The organism is Pseudomonas sp. NFACC05-1 (assembly GCF_900100135.1).
GTDB lineage: Bacteria > Pseudomonadota > Gammaproteobacteria > Pseudomonadales > Pseudomonadaceae > Aquipseudomonas > Aquipseudomonas fluorescens_Q.
Genome location: NZ_FMTR01000017.1, coordinates 62,529 through 76,892 on the forward strand (window position 1 = coordinate 62,529; position 14,364 = coordinate 76,892).

The following is a 14,364-nucleotide window of genomic DNA, read 5'->3' on the forward strand; positions in this document are numbered from 1 at the left end:
CGGTGATAGATCATCAAAGAGGCCCCAGCATCGTGGTGGCGGGCTGTCGGGTTCCCGACTATTTGCGAGGGAGGCAACTGGCGTTGACGTGGTCGATCAGCGCGTTCAGGGCAATGATGGCTTCGTCCCCGTCGTTGGTGATGGCGACAATTCGTTGACCATGCGCTGGGTCAAGTTCGGTTCGCGCTTCTGCATCATCCACGCTGCCGGGGCTTGTGCTGGCTCGCACGACGGGGCAACGGGCTGGGACTGACAGGCGCTGACCGCCAGAGCCGAGGCGAGCAAGAAGAGCCTTGTTGGATGCTTGAGCATTGGTGAGTACCTTCGTGTTTTCGGTGTCGAGCTGGCGCAGGATCTTCTGCGTGTTGCGTCGGGACTCTGCGGCGGCCTCCAGCGTGCTCACGCGCTCCGTTGCGGTGCTCAGCCTGGTGCTGACATGGTCAAGGCGCCAGCCGGCTAGGATGAGCGCCACAACCAGCCCAGCGATGAGGTAGCGAGTTATGGCGCCCATGGTCAGGCCTCGGTGTGCAACTGCTGCTTGAGCGCGTAGCCCATCAGCGGCCACAGTTCCTGGGTTGCATTCTCGATGGCGATCTTCTCGCCGATCTCAGCATTGTCATTTGCCGACGACGCGCTGGCGGATGGGCGCCCGGTCACTGCGAATCCATTAACCGTGGTCAGCACAGCCCAGCGAAGGACCTGGCCAGAGGGAGAAACGTGTTTGACGATTTCCGTATGGGCAATGTTGGCTTGCAATTGTGCGAAGCTGACACGCGGCGCGGTCAGGCCCTTGGCTTGGATTTCCTGTTCAATCGCTTGATCGTTCATTGAGTTTTCTCAGTGGTGGTGGGATTTATCGTGCGTACCAAGTCATCGTGAAGCACCGCGCATCGTGCGGCACCTCGGCGATAGGCCAGCGCAGGCACTGCATGTGCTTACGCTCGGGCCTGGTTCGACTCACGCGAAGCGTCTGTACCAGGTACGCAGACCCGGCAGCAGTGGTGATGTAGTCGCCGACTGCAATGCCTTCAGCACCATCGACGTATAGCTTGCAGGGCGTGTAAGGCTGCTTGCGGCCGGCCATGGCTTACTGCGCCCCCATGCACTGGCTGTAGCGCTTGAGCTGACGCGACCACACGCCCGGGCAGCGCTTGTTCCCGGGTGTCGAGCAGTCGTAACCAGCGGCGAATCGGTATTTGAGCAGGGAGGCGCAGGCCTGGACGTAGTCGCCGGCCAGCAGGCTGCGACGTGGGGAGCCGGCGCGCCAGGTGCCCATGCCGTACTGGCCTACGAAATCCATGTAGAGATCGAACTCTTCCTGGTAGAGCTTCACGCCCGGCAGGCTGGCGGCGAACTCTTTCTCGGCCTGGGTGTTGAGGTTGCGGGCCAGCACTTCGGCACGCTGGCGGGTGATGGTGTCGCCCATCTGGACTGGCCGGCCATCTTCGTAGCGAGTCGAGCCGTGGCCGATGGTGGGCACGTCGCCCTTGGTGGGGATGACAGCGTGGTCGGTGAAGCCTTCGTTCGCCTGCCAGGCGCCGAAGCCGGCGGCGCTGATGCTGAGCAGGGTCACGGCAACGCGGCTGCGGTTGTTCATGGCCGGCACTGCTCGCGCAAGGCCTTGATGCGCTCGATGCTCTCGGCGTCTTCCCGGCGATCCCGGCGGATCTGGAAGTATGTGTTGACCAGGAAACCCAGCACGGCTATGCCAACGCCAGTGATCCCTATCCAATTGACCTGGGAAAGCCAACCAGCAACGCCTGTGGCCGCGCCGACCATCATGCCCTTGCTGGCAACCGACGCCCCTACAGCCTCAACGATCCCTTCCGGTGCAGGGTGTGCCATGTTCGTACTCCTGACTGGCGCCTTCATGGTCGGGCCTCCAGAGTCAAAAAAAAGCCCCACACGATGGCGGGGCAGCGATGACGGCAAGGATCAGCGGGTCAGGGTGTCGGGATCCCGACTATTTCGCGGGCGGTGGCGCCCACACCTTCTGGCCGCGAGCAGTCAACCAACACTCAAACAGCTCCTGTGTGTGCTTGCTGGCGAAGTACTGATCTTGGCCGTGCAGTCGCTCCATGTTCAGCCCACGGCTTGTGCCAAAGTCCTGAAACGATTGGCCTTGGCCATCGTTCAACAGATTCTCAGCCTCGGCAACGAGCTTGTCCGCCAGCGCCTGTAGCCCGCTGGCAGCCGCACGCCCAGCAGCATCGGATAGCAGGACGATTGTGTTGTGTTGGTCAGAAGTAAGCATTGTGTTTCCCTCAAGCTTTGGAGTGATAAGCCCACCAGTCACCAACGGCGACCATGGGCAGTCTTGTACGGTCATTCCCGGTGATCTGGCACCAGAACGACACAAGGCGCTCCCCCTCCGTGTAGCGAGGTTCAGCGCCCTGCTTCCAACCCAGCAGCGTGGTACGAGCCACGCCGATGGCATCCGCAACCGACTGCGGGGAGTAGCCGGAGCGTGACAGCACGGTGATGACCGCAAACCAGTCAACACGCTGCTCGACCAGGGAAAGCATGGTTAGGCCACTCGCAGGTATTTCGGCAGGCAGACCTCGATAACCTCAAGGCCATGGAACGTCACTCGCCGGACATCGTCCACGTACTCGATATGCACGGGTGTCCAGTCGCGCATGCTGAGCAGCAAGTCGTAGAACTCGCTGCGCCCCAAGTAGATTACCGCCTCTCCGATTGGCTCAAGGTGATCTTCCTGGCGTCGGTAAATGGCATCCCGAATCCGCCTCACGATGTCGTGCACAGGTCACCCCCAAACGCGCCCGCGCGCGAAGCAATCAGCGATTGGGCGCACTCCGCCCCCTTCATTCCCCACGTCACCGCGTTAGTCATTTCAGCGATAATTGCCGTGAAGCTCATAACCGGATCTACCATTTCATCGAAGTGAAACGGATGCACAGCCTTGCGGAATCCCAACAGGGCTTCGGGCTGGCCTGGCTGTTCGAGGTTGACATCGACGCAGAGCAGGACCCAGCCGTCAGCGAGCTTGTGAGTGGTCCAAATCATCTTGGGTGTGGTCATGAGCTTTTCCCCTCCAGCGGCACGACACGAACGGAGACGCCAGGGGTTTCACTGAATCGCTTGCTTAGCGAGACGTTGACGACCTGGACGTCGTCCTTGAAAACGATGCCGTTGATGCCGTCACAGATGGCCTTGAGCACGTTGTCGGCGTCGGGCTTCTTGGTTGGCATGACCAGGCCTTGCAGGGCCTCGGTGGTTTTCTTCTTCGACCAGGAGGCGGCTACGGCCACGAAGATTTTCATTTCCAGCAGCACGGGGCCGGCGATCAGCTCACGCCCTTGCATGGCTTCGTGGGCGACCACGGCGATCAGGGATTCGTAATTGGCGGTTTTGGTCGGCGTGAACATGCGGGCATGGCCGCCGACGCGACCGATCTTTGGCCGGCCCTTTCCGATGGGCTCGCCTGGCACCCGGAACGACACAGATTTGAGGTCAGTCATAGCTTTACCTCACCAGCTTCGATACGTGAAACGCTGGTGATCATCACCTTGGCGCTGTGATCCACGGAAAGCTTGGCCTCCATGCTCTCAATGTCTTCACGACTCGGCGCTGTGTCTGTGTCGCGGTCGTTGAAGAATCGACCTACCCCGTAGGGAGCCGTAATCACGTAGCTGATGAGATATGTGCGAACTGCCGTCGTTTGGTTAGACATTGGCGTTTCTCCTGATGCCCATCTTGGCCAGCAGCATGGCGCGGCAGGCTTTCGGGTCTTTTGGGATTTCGAGGACTTCGACGATGCGGTCGGCCTCCTTGCGGCTGTGCTCGAGCTGCACCTGCTCACGCGGTCGCATGCTGTCGCTGCTGATGCCCTTGGCGATTCGCCCTTCGAGCGGCTGGCCGGTCTGTGCGCGGCGCATGACGATGGCGTAATTGCGTTCGAAGCGTTGGCGCAGTGGCTTGTCGTCGGCCCTGGCGGTGCGCAGGTCGAACGTGCTCGTGGCTTCGGCGGCGATACGCACGGCGTCGTGGGAGTACTTGCCTTCGAGCGCCTGAATCCAAGCGTCCGCCTCATGCGGCAAACCCATCTGTTCGGCTGTTGGCTTGCACCAGGCAACGAACTGGCCGACGTTGGGCAGGAACGGGCTCGAGGACTTGCGGGCCTGCTGGAAACCGAAGGCCAGTTGTTCATCGGAGTTGATGCCGCCCTGCACGAAACCTGCGATCCACTCGCGCTTGGCGTTGTACAGCGCCTTGTCATCGGCCCAGGCCTGGCGCCATGCCGGGAAAATGCCCTGGAGCTTGTCGAAGACGGTGTTGACGATTTCGGCGGTGCGCTGATCGACCTTGATCGGTTGGGCGACTGGAACGCCTGCGAGCGCTTGCTGCGGGTTTAGCGTCTTGGTGATGTCGGTCACGTGCTTCACAGGATCGGCTCCTTGGCCCAGTCAGTGCTGGACATGTTCAACGGCTGTTGACTGGTGCGTATCGGTGCGGTCATGCGGCGATTGGCGTCTTCCTGGGCCTTGAGCAGCCAGTTGCGCCATGTGGCGATCCAGTCGGCCTTGGTTCCGCCGTTGCCGCGCCAGTAGTTCACGAACTTCTCGGTTTCGTTGATCAGGTGCACGGCTGGGGCGCGGTCCGCTGCCCATCTGCGCATGTCGGCGGAGACGTTGAACGGTTCGGGTAACCGGGCTTTGCGCTTGGGCTTTGGTTCGGTCGCTGCTGGAGCTACCGGTGCCGGAATTTCGGTAAGGGGGGATAAAGGGGGTGTTTGCTTTTGATCTATATCTTCTCTTCTCTTCTCTTCTATATTCGTTGGCGTTTCGTTGGCGTTTCGTTGAACGGTCGTTGAACGGTCGTTGCGCATGGCTTTAGCACGGGCTTTTGCGGCCTGCTTGCGAGCCTCGGCAGACGCCTTTCCGGCTGCAATTCGCTGTTCTTGCGTTGCATTGACCGCTTCTAAATCGCGCTCAATTCGCTCATGAACCCACTCGTTACCACGCTCGTTGAAGAATTCCCCCAACGACCGCTCAACGTCCGTCCAACGCTCGTTCGAAAGCCTTGTAATCCGGGCGAGTCGGGACACTGGGATGGGCTTTCCGGTCTGCCAGTAGTTGAAGATCAGCAGCAGATAGGCGCCGTGCTCTTCGGTGGTCAAATGCATGGTGTCGGCGAGGTAGTCAGCGACGTACAGCTGCATGTATGGGAGGGCGGCCACGGGTCAACCCTCCGCCAGTTGGTCAACGCCCTGGATGTGCTCCATCCAACGCTTTGAGCCGTGGATGAACATCGCGATGTCTTGCTCGTTAAAGCAGCGCATTTCCTCGGGAACGATCTTTAGGCCGAGTACGGCAAGAATCTCGGCGAACTGCTGAAACTTCTCCGGCTTCATGCGACTGATCGTCGCTTCATCGCAACCCACTGCAAGCGCCACGGGTGCGTTGCCAATCGACGCAAGCTTTTGCATCAAGACGGCGTAGTTCTTGCGGGCCCTTACGGTCTGCTCTTGGTTCAATGGGCTCGACATGATCAGGCCGCCTCTTCTCCGGAGTCTGGGAAGCGCTCCGGGTAAAGGATGTGGATCTCGGTGATTTCGCCACCGAAAACCTTGCTGAGGCTTTCCGCGAGCGGTGCGGACGCACGCTGCACGCCGCGCTCAATGCGGGAGAGGTTTCCGGAATCAATGGCGTCACCGATCTGAACGAGACGCGCCGAGACATCGGCAAGAGTCCATTTCTTTTCTAGACGAGCACGTTTTAGGGGAGTCATGGCAAGGCCCTGAGTTGATTTCAGGGTGATTCTGCGATTAGCGCAGATTTAATGCAATCAAATTCTGCGCCTATCGCTTTGCGCGTAACGCAGCAAGACCGGAAAATTGCCCAATGGATATCGGACAAATCATCAGAACTGCGCGCAAAGCCAAAAAGCTTTCGCTCGAGGAACTCGCCAACCAGGTCGGATCGGACACTGGCAACCTTTCGCGCCTGGAGCGTGGGTTGCAGAGCACGACGCCGGAGAAGCTCAAACAGATCATGTCCATTCTGGACATAAAATTGGCCCAGCAAAGCCCGGCCACCGGGATACAACAAGATGCTGGAATGTCGAATGTGCAGATGGCCCTGCAACCTACTCGCGGGCCTAAGGAATACCCTTTGATCAGTTGGGTAATTGCCGGGGAATGGGCCGAGTCGTGCGATAACTTCACGCCAGGCGATGCGGAAACCTGGATATCGTCAACCGAGAACGCCGGGGAAAACGGCTTCTGGCTCGATGTCCGTGGCGACTCAATGACCTGCAACGGCAACCCCAGCTTCCCCGAGGGCTCTCGCATCCTGGTGCAGCCTGAAGCTGATTTGGTCAGCGGCAAGTACTACGTCATCAAGCTGGATACGGGCGAAAGCACCTTCAAGCAGTACGTTGAGGACGCCGGCGTCAAGTACCTGCGGCCACTCAACAGCGCCTATCGAACCATCCAGGTAGACGGTGACTTCAAGGTGATCGGTCGAGTTATCGACACGAAAATGACCGGTCTATAGCAACACATATCACCCCTTCCCATAAGAGCCCGCCGCGTGCGGGCTTTTTTTCGTCCTGAATTTATAAATCTGCGCTTGACGCAGAATATTATCTGCGCATAATGCAAGCCATGTTCTGCGATTGGCGCAGATTCATACCGCTCTTTAACAGCATGCAGCTACAAAGCGTCGGCCGGGAAAGGCTTTGACGCATCGGGCGTGGGCGACTCCCACCCTGATGCGCCGTATAGACCTCGGTAAGTCGGCGTGCAACACAACGGAAATTTTCACTGATGCACCTGGGCAACCGGGTGCATTGGGAAAACAACCGGAGCAACAGCCATGAATAAACCTCTCGTGCAACAACTGCTGGCAAAGGCGCGCAAGAGCCTGGCGGCCGGCGACAAACTTCAAGCAGTCGTGTGGCACAACCTGGCTAAACAGGCCAAGGCCTGCGGTCACCGCATCTAAATCACCGCCTTGGAGGCGACCATGTTCAACAAGACAGCGCGAACGATTTTCGAGGAACGCCTCGATAAGGCTCGAAACCTGCCCGCCAATGACCTGGTCGGCTCCGAGTCTGAGCTTTGCTACGCGGCGGGGATGATTTCGTATGCCCTGATGTGTGGTGACGTTGACCACACTGCCGCCGCCCTGCTGCACCACCGGGTGAACGCAGTGCGCAGCAACCGGGTTACGCGGCTCTGCCGTGATGATCGGATGGCGCGGGTATGAACAGTAGAACGATCATCGCCCGAACCTGCAAACAACTGGCCGAAGCCCTGCAAAAGCAGGGTTTTGTTTTTGTGGCCGACCTGCCACCTAACACCCGCATCGAGATTCGGCGGGGAATGATTGTTGTGAGGTTTCCATGATTCATACCCTGCCCCCATTGGGCTCAACCGTTCGAATCGTAAGCATTGGCCTGCGGATTTGGCCTGAGGCTGAGAGGTTCTTAGGCGCCGACTGCACCCTGTGTGCTGTGTTCATGACTGGCGATACGCTTATGGTCGCGGTTGAACACCAGGCCGAAGCTGTGTGCTGCTGCTTTGTTGCTGACATGGTCCGCACGCCAGAGCAGATCGCGATGGAAGAGCGCGAAGCCTCAATCATGGCTGCCATGGAGGCCACATACACTCTAGGTATAAGCAACATATCCAAGCGGATCTTGATCGAGCGATTGTATGACGCCGGCCACCTCAGACGGGCCGCCTCATGACCACCACCCAGCGCTCCCGCCGGCGCGCCATCCGCCTGGCCTCGGCCATCACCGGGGTCGTGTTCATCCTCACCATCTTCCTGGGCCCGGCAATCGCGGGCCTCATCACTCAATAGGTAACCCCATGGACCAACAGAAAGGTGGCGGGCCGGCCTTCCCGGTCACGCCTGACAACGATGTGCGCACGAACGGCTCCGGCGGCTCTGGCATGACGCTGCGGGATTACTTCGCGGCCAAGGCCATGCAGGCAATGATTACTAGCAGCCTACCTATCACTGTCGAAGACGGCGCCAGAACCTCGAATGCTGCTTTCCACATGGCCGACGCCATGCTGGCGGCCCGGGGTGAATCATGAGCGTGACCACTGTCCGGGCCTCGTCCTGGGGCTCGCTGTTCGACTGCGCCTTCAAGTGGGAGTGGATTCATATTCTCGGGCACCGGTCACCCAGCAGCGGGCGCGCCCACCTCGGGACATCGATCCACGCCAGCACCGCGGCTTTCGACGTGGCACGCATGAACGGCAGCAACCTCACGGCCTACGACACCGCCGAGCTGCTGATTCACACGTTGCGCAACCCTGAGCGGGAGGTGAATTGGGCCGCCGACAAGCTGACCGTGCAGGAAGCCGAGCGAATCGCCCTGCCCCTGCATACGAAGTACTGCAACGAAATTAGCCCGCGTTACGAATATGCGGCAGTCGAACGCACGGCCACGCCGCTGGATATCGACTGTGGGAGCGGAATCATCGTCCGCCTCACGGGCCAACTCGACCGGGCACGGATCTGCAAGACCGGCGACGGCAAGGGCATTGCTGACGTGAAGACGGGCGGCGCCGCCGTCGTAGATGGTGTGGCGAAAACGAAAGGCCACGCCGCGCAGATCGGCACCTACGAAATTCTTGAAGAGCACACCACCGGCGAGCCCTGCACCGCCCCGGCCCACATCATCGGGCTCAAGACCCGGGGCAAGCCAGAAACCGGTATCGGAGAAATTCGCAACGCCAAACAGATGATGGTCGGCACCGAAGAATTCCCCGGCCTGATTCAGATTGGCGCCGAAATGTTCCGCACCGGCCTGTTCCCACCCAACCCACAGAGTTTCCTATGCAGCGCGAAGTACTGCCCGCGCTGGTCCGTTTGTCCCTACCACGAGTAAATGACTATGACCCAGCAAACCACCTCTCTGGCGGCAATGCAGACCAGTGCTGTAGCCGCCCCCAAAACCGACGCCCCCATGTCCCTGTTGACTGGCTCTGGCTTCGACCAACTGCAGCGAGTTGCCAAGGCTCTGTGCTCCTCCACCCTGGTGCCGGCTCAGTACCGCGCCTTCACCGAGGTGAAATCATACGGCAAGGTCACCGGCCACACGCCGAACCCCGCCGGCCTGCCGAACTGCGTTGTTGCGCTGAACATGGCGATGCGCATGGGCGCCGATCCTTTGATGGTGATGCAGAACCTCTACGTCATCGAGGGCCGCCCGAGCTGGTCAAGCCAGTTCATCATCGCCGCGATCAACAGTTGCGGTCGTTTCAGCCCGTTGCGCTTCGACATTAGCGACCCCGGCAAGGACGAGGTGGTGAAGTACAAAGCTGTGGTCTGGAAGAACGACAAAAAGACCGAAGAGCAGCGAGAAACCACGATCCAGCACCGCACCTGCCGGGCTTGGGTGATCGAGAAGGAAACCGGCGACCGTCTCGATGGGCCAACGGTGTCCATGCAGATGGCCATCGATGAGGGCTGGCTCACGAAAAACGGCAGCAAGTGGCAGACCATGCCCGAAATTATGCTGCGCTACCGAGCTGCGAGCCTTTTCGGTCGGCTGTATGCGCCTGAGCTGCTGATGGGCCTGCAAACGCAGGAAGAGGTCCACGACTTCATCGACGCCACGCCAGACGGCGCCGGCAATTTTACTGTGGACGTCAACGACTTGCGGAACAAAGAGCCAGAGGCGCCAGCAATCATCAATGACGACGGCGACGATGAAGGCTCGCCGGAATCTGCAACAGAAACGGCTGAAACCGCAACGGACCAAGCCGAAACCGCAACCCAGGCCGAAGAAACCGTAACAGCCGCCGACACTGACGGCCTTTCCGTCGAGTAACCCCCATGGCTAACCAATCTGTCCTTGAGGCCTACGACAGCATCGAAGAATTCAACGCAATCCTCGTCTCCGCTGAGCTGCATGCCAGCGGCGAATGGGAACTGGAATTCGTCGAGAACATCCGGGCCAGCTTCAAGCGCTACGGCGCCCACACCAACCTGAGCCCGGCGCAGCAGTCGAAGCTCGAACGCATCGCAAAACACTGAGGAAACGCCCCCATGAAGATGGAACACAAGGCAATCATTGAGCGCGCCCAGCGCGAAGACATGCCGCCGTCGGTTATCGCGCATGAACTGCTGGTGCACGATCTGGTGAATACGGTCCTGTTTGAGGTGAAGAACATTCACTCCCCCTGGAGCAAGCTGAATGAGGGCTGCCAACAGGAGGTCATCGAGCGCGCAACCAAGAGCGTCATTGAGGCGGCTCACACGGCTATCAACATCATCAGCTCGCGCAATGTTGAGGTCGTGGAAGTCAAAGTAATTGACGCCAAGTTCAAGGAAAAGGCGATCACGATCACCGCCAATATCGACGCCAACGACCCCAACGGCGGAGCCCTGGCGAAGGTGCCCGGCAAGATGTGTCTGCTGGTGCTGGCCCCGACTGACTATGACGAAGGCCTGGACTTCATCCAGCCAGACCGCGACCAACCGGACTTGCCGCTGCATGTGAGCGACATCACCGGCAGCCTGTTCGACCGCCGCCCTACCGGACCAGACGAGCCGGACGACGAGGAACACCCGCTGGGCACTGACGAAGAACTGGCCGAAAGAACCGGCGGCGATCATCCAGTCTCTGAATTTGCCGAAGTAGGCAAGGAATTCGGCGAATTCACCTACGAAGACGCGGCCCAACTGGTCGTGCTCAAAGCGGCCCCAAGCTTCGGTATCGATTGGATGCAAAGCCGCCTGGCCATCAGCAGCGAGCAGGCAGAAACCCTGCTGCTGCGCCTTATCGACAACCAGGTCGTGGAGCTGCTCATTGAGGGCGAAACCTCGATGGACAACACCTATACGGTCACCGCCTCTCTGGACGACCTCGGCCCCAACTTAAGTGTGGAGTAAGCCATGCGTATCGAATCCATCTACGTCGAGAACTTCCAGGGGCTGCGCAGCGCCAACCTAGACCTCACCACCGCGCCCATCACCATGGTTTGTGGTCTGAACGGCGCCGGCAAGTCCAGCCTGAAGGAAGCCATTGGCCTGGCCCTTGGCGAAGCCGCCCGGGTAAAACTGAAAGGCGACTACAAACTGCTGATCACAGAGGGCGAGAAGAAAGCCCAAATCATCATCGGCCATGATGGCGTTGCCAGCAGCATCACGCTGCCCAAGGGAACGCTTGAGCGCAACGACATCGCCGGTCAGGAATATTTGCCGTACGTGCTTAACCCGGAGGCTTTCGCCAACTTGGATGACAAAGCGCGGCGCTCGCTGTTGTTCGCCCTGACCAAGTCCAGTGGCAAGCCAGCGGTGGTGGTTGAAAAACTGGTGGCGCGCGGTTGCGATGCTGCCAAGGTCGAGAAAATCAAGCCGCTGCTGTTGAGCGGCTTCCCTGCTGCGATGGAACAGGCCAAGACCTACACCAGCGAAAGTCGCGGCGCCTGGAAGGCGATCACCGGCGAGGCCTACGGCAGCGAGAAGGCAGAAGGCTGGGTTGTCAGCATCGACCCCTTGCCAGAGGGCACGCCCGAGGTTACCCAGGATGATCTGGCCCAAGCCCAAGCGGAACAGGCTAAGGCTGCCGCTGAAATCGAAAAGGGCAACCAGTACCTGGGCAACCTGAACGCCAAGCGCGAAGCCATCACCAACGTTGCTACCCGAAAGGCGGAACTTGAGCCGGTCTATCTGGAATTCAACCGCCGCAAGAACAAACTCGAAGCCACCAACAAAGAGCTGGAAGCGTGGAGAGCCAAGGTCAGCGAGGCCGAGCAACACGCTCAGGCATTCTCGGGCGAAAGCCCTTGTGAGTGCCCGAGCTGCGGCGTGAAGCTGAAGATCGTCGGCAAGGTGATCGAGCTGTTCAAAGGCAAGAGCGCCGACGCGGCCAAGCTGGTGGCAGCACAGGCCGAACTCAAGAAGGCGAACGATGCGTACAACCTGATGGCGCGCACCCAGGTCAACGACCAGAAGGCCGTGGATGAATCTATCCGGGCCGGCAACGATCTGGAAGCGCTGGTTAAGTCAGCAGGTGAAGACGTGCCAGACGCCAAGATTGCAGAGGCCGAAGCCGCAATTCAGGGTCAACGCAACCTGCGTGACAAGGCCAAGGCCAAAGCCGAGTTGATGGCTGAGCGCCTAGACCTGATCGCCAACGCCAAGAATCGTGGCGCCGAAGCCGCCAAGCATCACCAGGACGTTAAGGACTGGACCTTGATCACCAACGCCCTGGCCCCGGATGGCATCCCAGGCGAAATTCTGGCCGGTGCTCTGGAGCCAATCAACGCGAGCCTGGTCAAGCTGTCAGCAACGGCCGGGTGGCCGGTGGTGAAGATCGGCGCTGATATGGCGATCACCGCCAACGGACGCCTCTACACCCTGCTGTCGGAGTCGGAGCGGTGGCGCTGTGATGCACTGATCGCCCTGACCATCGCCATCGCATCCGGACTGAACCTGGTGCTTATGGATCGCTTTGACGTCCTGATCACGGCAGCCCGCTCTCAGCTCTTGGCCTTGCTTCGCAGCGTGGCGAAGTCTAACGGCATCCAGTCGATTATCTGCGGCTCGCTGAAAGAGAAGCCCACCACCCTGCCCGCTGACTTTAACGCGATCTGGATCGAAAACGGCACCGCCGGCGGCGACGTCCAGTTGCAGAAAGCCAGTTAACCCAACCCACCGAAAACACCACAGGCGCCTACGGGCGCCTTCTTTTCGCCTCGAGGAAAACAACCATGTCCGATCTCATTTGCGTGTTTGATACCGAAACCACCGGATTCCCTAACTGGAAGATCCCCAGCGACGACCCGTCGCAACCCCACATCGTGGATATCTGTGCCTTGCTCTTCACGCCACAGGGTGAGCTGGTCGATTCCTTCGAGGCCATGGTGCGCCCCGATGGCTGGGAGATTCCGAACGAAGTGGCGGTAATCCACGGCATCACCACCGAAATTGCCATGGCCCAGGGCATCCCTGAAATCGAAGCGCTCGACCACTTCTTGCGCCTCTACAAGCGTGCCGGCCTGCGGGTCGCCCACAACGTCAGCTTCGATGACCGGATCCTGCGCATCGCCATCAAGCGTTTCGTCAGCGAGCAGGCGGCTGACGAGTTCAAGGCCGTACCGAGCTACTGCACCGCGATCAACTCCAAGCCCATTCTGTGCTTGCCCCCCACCGAGAAGATGAAGGCCACCAACTTCAAGAACTCGTTCAAGACGCCAACCGTGGCCGAGGCCCTGCTGCACTTCACCGGCGAAGAACTGGTCGGCGGCCACCGCGCCCGGCCCGACACTGAGGCCTGCGCCCGCGTGTACTGGGCAATGAATCCGCCGGCTCAGGTGGCTTGACCATGAGCGCCCAACCCCTAAACCGCGTCATGTACCTGGAGGGCAAGCGGTTTGCCCTGGGCGTGGCGCAGGACGCCGGCGCGTCGATCCGCAACCCCAAGGTGGCGCTCAAGATCGTTGGCGACCTGGAACGCAACGCCGCCGCGCAGCCGTACAGCTACGCGGAAGGCATAAAAGAAGTAATCAAACTCTTGCAGGTGACCCCATGAACCAACAACACGATTCCCGTCTGGCCGATAAATTCGTAGTCCGGATGCCCGATGGCATGCGCAGCATGGTCGAGGCCCGTGCCGGCGTTGAAGATCGCAGCATGAACAGCCTGGTGGTGCAGGCCCTGCGGCAGTACCTGGACAACCAGCAGCGCCAGGAACTGCTGCTGAACGCCCTAGCCGCTGCTGCTGTGAAGAAGGTAGAGCAGCCATGAACATTGATTGGAGCAAGGCGCCGGAATGGGCGCAGGCGCTGGGCAAAAAAACGTATCCAAACGGAGATCAGTCAATCGCCTGGATAAATGGCGATGGATACAACTTCAACGTGAAGATGGGCAAAAACGCCAGTTGCCATTTCTTTAACGATAAGACGGCATGTGCTGATTTTGAAGTTGTTGAATTCAGGCCGGGCCGGATTGTGCAGCCCTGGACCGGCGAAGGCCTGCCGCCTGTTGGGACGGTGTGCGAGCTTTCGGAAAGAGTGTTGCTTGCCGATTCGGACGCGTCGGACTGGTTCGAAGCTGGCACCAGGATTGAAATCGGCGGGCATGCAACCTTTAACGGAGCCACTGGTCCCGTCTGCGTGGTCTGCGTCGTCGACGAAAACTTCACCGGGACAATTAGCAAAGTCTGCCTGCGCCCCATCCGCACGCCCGAGCAGATCGAGGCCGAGGCCAGAGCAAAGGCCATTGACGCCATGGTCAGCGCCTGCCCCTACCCCGGCAGCGATAGCACCCGCATCGACTGCGCGGCGCTGTATGACGCCAGTTATAGAAAGTTCGAAATCGTGGATGAGCAGCCATGAAGTGCACGTCACGGCTGGGTCACAAGTACCGAGCG

Annotated in this window: 28 protein-coding genes; 13 read left to right on the forward strand and 15 right to left on the reverse strand. The window is 59.8% G+C overall.

Going from position 1 to position 14,364, the window contains the following annotated elements; all coding sequences use genetic code 11:
- Positions 1 to 58: 58 nt before the first annotated feature.
- From BLO97_RS21855 to BLO97_RS21925, 15 genes are all read right to left on the reverse strand, one after another.
- Entirely contained in the window at positions 59 to 511 is a 453-nt protein-coding gene (locus tag BLO97_RS21855) for a lysis system i-spanin subunit Rz (protein ID WP_092348046.1), read from the reverse strand.
- A gap of 2 nt (positions 512 to 513) precedes the next feature.
- The gene (locus tag BLO97_RS21860) at positions 514 to 828 is read right to left on the reverse strand and encodes a Gp49 family protein (RefSeq protein WP_092348048.1); all 315 of its coding nucleotides are present in this window, start codon (positions 826 to 828) and stop codon (positions 514 to 516) included.
- A 25-nt stretch (positions 829 to 853) separates the two neighbouring features.
- Positions 854 to 1,084, reverse strand: coding sequence for a hypothetical protein (locus tag BLO97_RS32015; protein WP_092348051.1), 231 nt, complete (start codon positions 1,082 to 1,084; stop codon positions 854 to 856).
- Positions 1,085 to 1,087: 3 nt separating this feature from the next.
- On the reverse strand, positions 1,088 to 1,597 hold the full coding sequence (locus tag BLO97_RS21870; protein WP_092348053.1) for a glycoside hydrolase family protein: 510 nt from the start codon (positions 1,595 to 1,597) through the stop codon (positions 1,088 to 1,090).
- Positions 1,594 to 1,845: a holin gene (locus BLO97_RS21875; RefSeq protein ID WP_092348185.1), complete on the reverse strand. Its 252-nt coding sequence runs from the start codon at positions 1,843 to 1,845 to the stop codon at positions 1,594 to 1,596. Before BLO97_RS21875 ends, BLO97_RS21870 begins: the two co-directional genes overlap by 4 nt.
- Positions 1,846 to 1,963: 118 nt before the next feature.
- A complete protein-coding gene (locus BLO97_RS21880; protein WP_092348056.1) occupies positions 1,964 to 2,254 on the reverse strand; it encodes a hypothetical protein in 291 nt (96 codons plus the stop codon).
- A gap of 10 nt (positions 2,255 to 2,264) precedes the next feature.
- On the reverse strand, positions 2,265 to 2,525 hold the full coding sequence (locus BLO97_RS21885) for a hypothetical protein (RefSeq protein ID WP_092348059.1): 261 nt from the start codon (positions 2,523 to 2,525) through the stop codon (positions 2,265 to 2,267).
- Positions 2,526 to 2,527: 2 nt separating this feature from the next.
- Positions 2,528 to 2,764 carry a hypothetical protein gene (locus BLO97_RS21890; RefSeq protein WP_139197717.1) on the reverse strand — a complete coding sequence of 79 codons (237 nt, stop codon included), beginning with the start codon at positions 2,762 to 2,764 and terminating at the stop codon, positions 2,528 to 2,530.
- A complete protein-coding gene (locus BLO97_RS21895) occupies positions 2,749 to 3,042 on the reverse strand; it encodes a hypothetical protein (protein ID WP_092348065.1) in 294 nt (97 codons plus the stop codon). Before BLO97_RS21895 ends, BLO97_RS21890 begins: the two co-directional genes overlap by 16 nt.
- Positions 3,039 to 3,482: a RusA family crossover junction endodeoxyribonuclease gene (locus tag BLO97_RS21900; protein WP_092348068.1), complete on the reverse strand. Its 444-nt coding sequence runs from the start codon at positions 3,480 to 3,482 to the stop codon at positions 3,039 to 3,041. Before BLO97_RS21900 ends, BLO97_RS21895 begins: the two co-directional genes overlap by 4 nt.
- Positions 3,479 to 3,694 carry a hypothetical protein gene (locus BLO97_RS21905; RefSeq protein WP_092348071.1) on the reverse strand — a complete coding sequence of 72 codons (216 nt, stop codon included), beginning with the start codon at positions 3,692 to 3,694 and terminating at the stop codon, positions 3,479 to 3,481. Before BLO97_RS21905 ends, BLO97_RS21900 begins: the two co-directional genes overlap by 4 nt.
- Positions 3,687 to 4,406 (reverse strand): replication protein P, encoded by a 720-nt coding sequence (locus tag BLO97_RS21910; protein ID WP_256572206.1) that lies wholly within the window; start codon positions 4,404 to 4,406, stop codon positions 3,687 to 3,689. The genes BLO97_RS21905 and BLO97_RS21910 overlap by 8 nt, the downstream gene beginning before the upstream one ends.
- On the reverse strand, positions 4,403 to 5,200 hold the full coding sequence (locus tag BLO97_RS21915; RefSeq protein WP_092348077.1) for a YdaU family protein: 798 nt from the start codon (positions 5,198 to 5,200) through the stop codon (positions 4,403 to 4,405). The genes BLO97_RS21910 and BLO97_RS21915 overlap by 4 nt, the downstream gene beginning before the upstream one ends.
- A 3-nt stretch (positions 5,201 to 5,203) precedes the next feature.
- The gene (locus BLO97_RS21920) at positions 5,204 to 5,509 is read right to left on the reverse strand and encodes a CII family transcriptional regulator (RefSeq protein WP_217505528.1); all 306 of its coding nucleotides are present in this window, start codon (positions 5,507 to 5,509) and stop codon (positions 5,204 to 5,206) included.
- 2 nt (positions 5,510 to 5,511) lie between these two features.
- Complete coding sequence (locus BLO97_RS21925) at positions 5,512 to 5,751, reverse strand: helix-turn-helix domain-containing protein (RefSeq protein ID WP_092348079.1); 240 nt, start codon at positions 5,749 to 5,751, stop codon at positions 5,512 to 5,514.
- Between the two features lie 113 nt (positions 5,752 to 5,864).
- Between BLO97_RS21925 and BLO97_RS21930 the strand changes: the two genes are divergently transcribed.
- From BLO97_RS21930 to BLO97_RS21990, 13 genes are all read left to right on the forward strand, one after another.
- Positions 5,865 to 6,518 carry a LexA family protein gene (locus BLO97_RS21930; protein ID WP_092348080.1) on the forward strand — a complete coding sequence of 218 codons (654 nt, stop codon included), beginning with the start codon at positions 5,865 to 5,867 and terminating at the stop codon, positions 6,516 to 6,518.
- 321 nt (positions 6,519 to 6,839) lie between these two features.
- Positions 6,840 to 6,968: a hypothetical protein gene (locus BLO97_RS32020; RefSeq protein WP_256572207.1), complete on the forward strand. Its 129-nt coding sequence runs from the start codon at positions 6,840 to 6,842 to the stop codon at positions 6,966 to 6,968.
- Between the two features lie 21 nt (positions 6,969 to 6,989).
- The gene (locus BLO97_RS21935) at positions 6,990 to 7,232 is read left to right on the forward strand and encodes a hypothetical protein (protein ID WP_092348081.1); all 243 of its coding nucleotides are present in this window, start codon (positions 6,990 to 6,992) and stop codon (positions 7,230 to 7,232) included.
- 608 nt (positions 7,233 to 7,840) lie between these two features.
- Complete coding sequence (locus tag BLO97_RS21945) at positions 7,841 to 8,071, forward strand: hypothetical protein (RefSeq protein ID WP_092348083.1); 231 nt, start codon at positions 7,841 to 7,843, stop codon at positions 8,069 to 8,071.
- Positions 8,068 to 8,871: a PD-(D/E)XK nuclease family protein gene (locus tag BLO97_RS21950; RefSeq protein WP_092348086.1), complete on the forward strand. Its 804-nt coding sequence runs from the start codon at positions 8,068 to 8,070 to the stop codon at positions 8,869 to 8,871. The genes BLO97_RS21945 and BLO97_RS21950 overlap by 4 nt, the downstream gene beginning before the upstream one ends.
- Positions 8,872 to 8,877: 6 nt before the next feature.
- Positions 8,878 to 9,816, forward strand: a complete 939-nt coding sequence (locus BLO97_RS21955; RefSeq protein ID WP_092348089.1) for a recombinase family protein — start codon at positions 8,878 to 8,880, stop codon at positions 9,814 to 9,816.
- 5 nt (positions 9,817 to 9,821) lie between these two features.
- Positions 9,822 to 10,022, forward strand: a complete 201-nt coding sequence (locus tag BLO97_RS21960) for a hypothetical protein (protein ID WP_092348092.1) — start codon at positions 9,822 to 9,824, stop codon at positions 10,020 to 10,022.
- Between the two features lie 12 nt (positions 10,023 to 10,034).
- On the forward strand, positions 10,035 to 10,880 hold the full coding sequence (locus BLO97_RS21965) for a hypothetical protein (protein WP_092348095.1): 846 nt from the start codon (positions 10,035 to 10,037) through the stop codon (positions 10,878 to 10,880).
- Between the two features lie 3 nt (positions 10,881 to 10,883).
- Positions 10,884 to 12,638 carry an ATP-binding cassette domain-containing protein gene (locus tag BLO97_RS21970; protein ID WP_092348098.1) on the forward strand — a complete coding sequence of 585 codons (1,755 nt, stop codon included), beginning with the start codon at positions 10,884 to 10,886 and terminating at the stop codon, positions 12,636 to 12,638.
- Between the two features lie 65 nt (positions 12,639 to 12,703).
- Positions 12,704 to 13,315: a 3'-5' exonuclease gene (locus tag BLO97_RS21975; protein WP_092348101.1), complete on the forward strand. Its 612-nt coding sequence runs from the start codon at positions 12,704 to 12,706 to the stop codon at positions 13,313 to 13,315.
- Between the two features lie 2 nt (positions 13,316 to 13,317).
- Positions 13,318 to 13,524: a hypothetical protein gene (locus BLO97_RS21980; protein WP_092348104.1), complete on the forward strand. Its 207-nt coding sequence runs from the start codon at positions 13,318 to 13,320 to the stop codon at positions 13,522 to 13,524.
- On the forward strand, positions 13,521 to 13,739 hold the full coding sequence (locus BLO97_RS21985) for an Arc family DNA-binding protein (protein WP_092348123.1): 219 nt from the start codon (positions 13,521 to 13,523) through the stop codon (positions 13,737 to 13,739). Before BLO97_RS21980 ends, BLO97_RS21985 begins: the two co-directional genes overlap by 4 nt.
- Positions 13,736 to 14,329: a hypothetical protein gene (locus BLO97_RS21990; protein ID WP_092348126.1), complete on the forward strand. Its 594-nt coding sequence runs from the start codon at positions 13,736 to 13,738 to the stop codon at positions 14,327 to 14,329. Before BLO97_RS21985 ends, BLO97_RS21990 begins: the two co-directional genes overlap by 4 nt.
- The last annotated feature ends 35 nt before the right edge of the window (positions 14,330 to 14,364 follow it).

Excerpts from the sequence above, each read along its gene's own strand:
- BLO97_RS21955 (WP_092348089.1), top strand. The coding sequence starts at position 8,878 with ATGACCCAGCAAACCACCTCTCTGGCGGCAATGCAGACCAGTGCTGTA.
- BLO97_RS21980 (WP_092348104.1), top strand. The coding sequence starts at position 13,318 with ATGAGCGCCCAACCCCTAAACCGCGTCATGTACCTGGAGGGCAAGCGG.
- BLO97_RS21855 (WP_092348046.1), bottom strand. The coding sequence starts at position 511 with ATGGGCGCCATAACTCGCTACCTCATCGCTGGGCTGGTTGTGGCGCTC.
- BLO97_RS32020 (WP_256572207.1), top strand. The coding sequence starts at position 6,840 with ATGAATAAACCTCTCGTGCAACAACTGCTGGCAAAGGCGCGCAAGAGC.
- BLO97_RS21870 (WP_092348053.1), bottom strand. The coding sequence starts at position 1,597 with ATGAACAACCGCAGCCGCGTTGCCGTGACCCTGCTCAGCATCAGCGCC.
- BLO97_RS21950 (WP_092348086.1), top strand. The coding sequence starts at position 8,068 with ATGAGCGTGACCACTGTCCGGGCCTCGTCCTGGGGCTCGCTGTTCGAC.
- BLO97_RS21965 (WP_092348095.1), top strand. The coding sequence starts at position 10,035 with ATGAAGATGGAACACAAGGCAATCATTGAGCGCGCCCAGCGCGAAGAC.
- BLO97_RS21860 (WP_092348048.1), bottom strand. The coding sequence starts at position 828 with ATGAACGATCAAGCGATTGAACAGGAAATCCAAGCCAAGGGCCTGACC.
- BLO97_RS32015 (WP_092348051.1), bottom strand. The coding sequence starts at position 1,084 with ATGGCCGGCCGCAAGCAGCCTTACACGCCCTGCAAGCTATACGTCGAT.
- BLO97_RS21935 (WP_092348081.1), top strand. The coding sequence starts at position 6,990 with ATGTTCAACAAGACAGCGCGAACGATTTTCGAGGAACGCCTCGATAAG.
- BLO97_RS21880 (WP_092348056.1), bottom strand. The coding sequence starts at position 2,254 with ATGCTTACTTCTGACCAACACAACACAATCGTCCTGCTATCCGATGCT.
- BLO97_RS21975 (WP_092348101.1), top strand. The coding sequence starts at position 12,704 with ATGTCCGATCTCATTTGCGTGTTTGATACCGAAACCACCGGATTCCCT.
- BLO97_RS21885 (WP_092348059.1), bottom strand. The coding sequence starts at position 2,525 with ATGCTTTCCCTGGTCGAGCAGCGTGTTGACTGGTTTGCGGTCATCACC.
- BLO97_RS21905 (WP_092348071.1), bottom strand. The coding sequence starts at position 3,694 with ATGTCTAACCAAACGACGGCAGTTCGCACATATCTCATCAGCTACGTG.
- BLO97_RS21960 (WP_092348092.1), top strand. The coding sequence starts at position 9,822 with ATGGCTAACCAATCTGTCCTTGAGGCCTACGACAGCATCGAAGAATTC.
- BLO97_RS21985 (WP_092348123.1), top strand. The coding sequence starts at position 13,521 with ATGAACCAACAACACGATTCCCGTCTGGCCGATAAATTCGTAGTCCGG.
- BLO97_RS21920 (WP_217505528.1), bottom strand. The coding sequence starts at position 5,509 with ATGTCGAGCCCATTGAACCAAGAGCAGACCGTAAGGGCCCGCAAGAAC.
- BLO97_RS21990 (WP_092348126.1), top strand. The coding sequence starts at position 13,736 with ATGAACATTGATTGGAGCAAGGCGCCGGAATGGGCGCAGGCGCTGGGC.
- BLO97_RS21900 (WP_092348068.1), bottom strand. The coding sequence starts at position 3,482 with ATGACTGACCTCAAATCTGTGTCGTTCCGGGTGCCAGGCGAGCCCATC.
- BLO97_RS21925 (WP_092348079.1), bottom strand. The coding sequence starts at position 5,751 with ATGACTCCCCTAAAACGTGCTCGTCTAGAAAAGAAATGGACTCTTGCC.
- BLO97_RS21970 (WP_092348098.1), top strand. The coding sequence starts at position 10,884 with ATGCGTATCGAATCCATCTACGTCGAGAACTTCCAGGGGCTGCGCAGC.
- BLO97_RS21930 (WP_092348080.1), top strand. The coding sequence starts at position 5,865 with ATGGATATCGGACAAATCATCAGAACTGCGCGCAAAGCCAAAAAGCTT.
- BLO97_RS21945 (WP_092348083.1), top strand. The coding sequence starts at position 7,841 with ATGGACCAACAGAAAGGTGGCGGGCCGGCCTTCCCGGTCACGCCTGAC.
- BLO97_RS21895 (WP_092348065.1), bottom strand. The coding sequence starts at position 3,042 with ATGACCACACCCAAGATGATTTGGACCACTCACAAGCTCGCTGACGGC.
- BLO97_RS21875 (WP_092348185.1), bottom strand. The coding sequence starts at position 1,845 with ATGGCACACCCTGCACCGGAAGGGATCGTTGAGGCTGTAGGGGCGTCG.